At 35.7% G+C, this 2,719-nt stretch carries 1 protein-coding gene; it reads left to right on the plus strand.

The genetic code is table 11. The features are described from left to right. Nucleotides 1-72: 72 nt before the first annotated feature. Complete coding sequence (locus RWO85_RS10295) at nucleotides 73-2,715, plus strand: YhgE/Pip domain-containing protein (protein ID WP_314415760.1); 2,643 nt, start codon at nucleotides 73-75, stop codon at nucleotides 2,713-2,715. Nucleotides 2,716-2,719 lie beyond the last annotated feature (4 nt).

Consider the following 2,719-nt stretch of genomic DNA (forward strand, 5'->3'; position numbering starts at 1 on the left):
GTAATTTAGATTTTTTATTGTATAATCTATTATATCAAAATTTTAGACAATATGTTTAAAAAAGGAGAAACTATGTTTAAAGAATGGAAAGCAATTTTTAAAAAACCAACCTTTATTATTGTCATGATAGGAATTTCTCTTATTCCAGCTCTGTACAATATCATATTTTTATCCTCAATGTGGGATCCATATGGGAAATTATCTGACTTACCTGTGGCAGTTGTCAATAATGATAAAGAGGCTTCCTATAATGGTAATACTATGGCAATAGGAAAAGACATGGTGTCCAATTTAAAAGAAAATAAAACCTTGGATTTTCATTTTGTAGATGAAGAAGAAGGTAAGAAGGGTTTAGAAAATGGCGATTACTATATGGTAGTAGCTTTACCAAGTGATTTATCTGAAAAAGCAGCTTCTATTTTAACGGATTACCCAGAGCAAATGCAAATCGATTATCAAACTTCAAGTGGTCATAGTTTTATTGCAAGCAAAATGAGTGATTCTGCTATGACACAATTAAAGCAGAATGTTTCTACCAATGTAACCACGACCTATACTAAAGCCTTATTCAACAAAATGGTCGATTTAAAGGATGGTATGAGTCAAGCAGATTCTGGTAGTGAAAAACTAACTGATGGAGCGAATCAGTTAGTCGCAGGAAGTCAAACATTAACTACTAATCTACACTCTTTAGCAGCTTCAAGTTTAACATTTTCAAATGGAACGGAGCAGTTTACTAAAGGATTATCCTCTTATGTCTCTGGTGTTGAACAACTTCATCTTGGCTTAGGGAATTTTAATAGTGGTTTAGTTACATATACTGGTGCAGTGAGTCAATTAGATAGCGGATTAGGTCAATTATCTTCTAAAAGTCCTGAATTAGTAAGGGGAATCAATCAGTTATATACTGGTGTAGAGTCCTATACTGGCGGTGTTTCTCAGCTCAATGCTGGTCTTAATCAATTTTCATCTGGTGTTAGTGCCTATACCAATGGAGTGGGAAGTCTTGCAACAGGTGCTAATCAGTTATCCAATCAATCAGCTACACTTCGAATGGGGGTGGAGCAATTAAGTGAAGGGATTCAACAACTTTCTAGCAAGTTAGATGCTTCGTCTGAGCAAAAAGATCAAATTAATCAATTATCTTCTGGTCTGAATCAGTTAAACCAAGCCATTCAAAATATTGATGTTGGAGATACAAAACAATTAGATTCTGTTTTATCAAGTATAGTATCTCTTTCTAATCAAATGTTAGCAAGTGCTCAGTCTGATAAAGCGACTACATTAGGCAATATTCAATCGACAGTAGCTTATCAATCTTTGACAAGTGAGCAACAAGCTGAAATAAGTGCTTCTGTATCTCAAAATTCGACTGATAGTATTCAATCAGCACAGTCAATTATAGCTTTAGTTCAAGGTTTACAGGGAAGTTTAGAAAACGTACAAAATCAATCTTCAAATCTTTCGATATTAAAAAATCAAGCTAATAAAATATTACCGCTTGCTTCTACTTCTTTGACAGAATTGTCAAGTGGATTAACAGAAATACAGGGAGCAGTGACGAGTAAATTAGTTCCTGCCAGTCAGTCGATTGCATCAGGTGTAAACGCATATACTGCAGGTGTTGATAAAGTTTCTCAGGGCGCAAGTCAACTAAGTGAAAAAAATTCCACCTTGACAGGTAGATTGGATCAACTAGTTTCAGGCTCAAACACCTTGACACAAAAATCTTCTAGCTTGACAGCAGGAGTTGGTCAATTAGCTGAAAAAACTCCAGAATTAGTATCTGGTATTGAAAAATTATCAACTGGCTCTAACCAATTGAATCAAAAGAGTCAAGAATTGATAGCAGGAGTTGATAAATTGCAGTCAGGATCGAGCCAACTAGCTGACAAATCCAGTCAGTTAATTTCAGGTGCTTCTCAATTAGAAAGTGGAGCTAATAAATTGGCAGATGGAGCTGGGAAACTAGCAGAAGGTGGAACAAAGTTAACTTCTGGATTGGAAGGTTTACAGACAGGAGTTGTTTCTTTAGGACAAGGATTAGGTAATGCTAGTGATCAACTCAAGTCAGCATCAACAGAATCTAAAAATGCAGAGATTTTGTCAAATCCTCTCAGTCTCTCCAAAACTGACAATGATCAAGTTCCTGTAAATGGAATTGCAATGGCTCCTTATATGATATCAGTTTCTCTCTTTGTTGCAGCAATATCAACGAATATGATCTTTGCGAAGTTGCCTTCAGGACGTCATCCAGAGAGTCGTTGGGCTTGGTTGAAATCTCGAGCAGAAATAAATGGTATTATAGCTGTTTTGGCAGGAATTTTGGTATATGGAGGAGTTCATCTTATTGGTCTAACGGCTAATCATGAGATGAGAACATTTATTCTCATTATCCTAACAAGTTTAGTATTCATGTCCATGGTGACCGCTTTAACAACATGGAATAGCCATATAGGAGCTTTCTTTTCTCTTATTTTGCTTTTATTACAGTTAGCATCAAGTGCAGGTACTTACCCGCTTGCTTTGACAAATGATTTCTTTAGAGCTATTAATCCCTGGTTACCAATGAGTTATTCAGTTTCGGGATTACGACAAACAATCTCTATGACAGGAAATATTCATCATCAAGTCGTTTACCTTGTCGTGATATTAGCCCTATTTATTGGTTTAGGTATGCTAGCCTATCAACCTAAGAAAATGGAAGAAGATTAAAAAA

This window comes from uncultured Streptococcus sp. (assembly GCF_963521865.1).
Classification (GTDB): Bacteria; Bacillota; Bacilli; order Lactobacillales; family Streptococcaceae; genus Streptococcus.

Coding starts and splice junctions, on each gene's coding strand:
- RWO85_RS10295 (WP_314415760.1), top strand. CDS start 73: ATGTTTAAAGAATGGAAAGCAATTTTTAAAAAACCAACCTTTATTATT.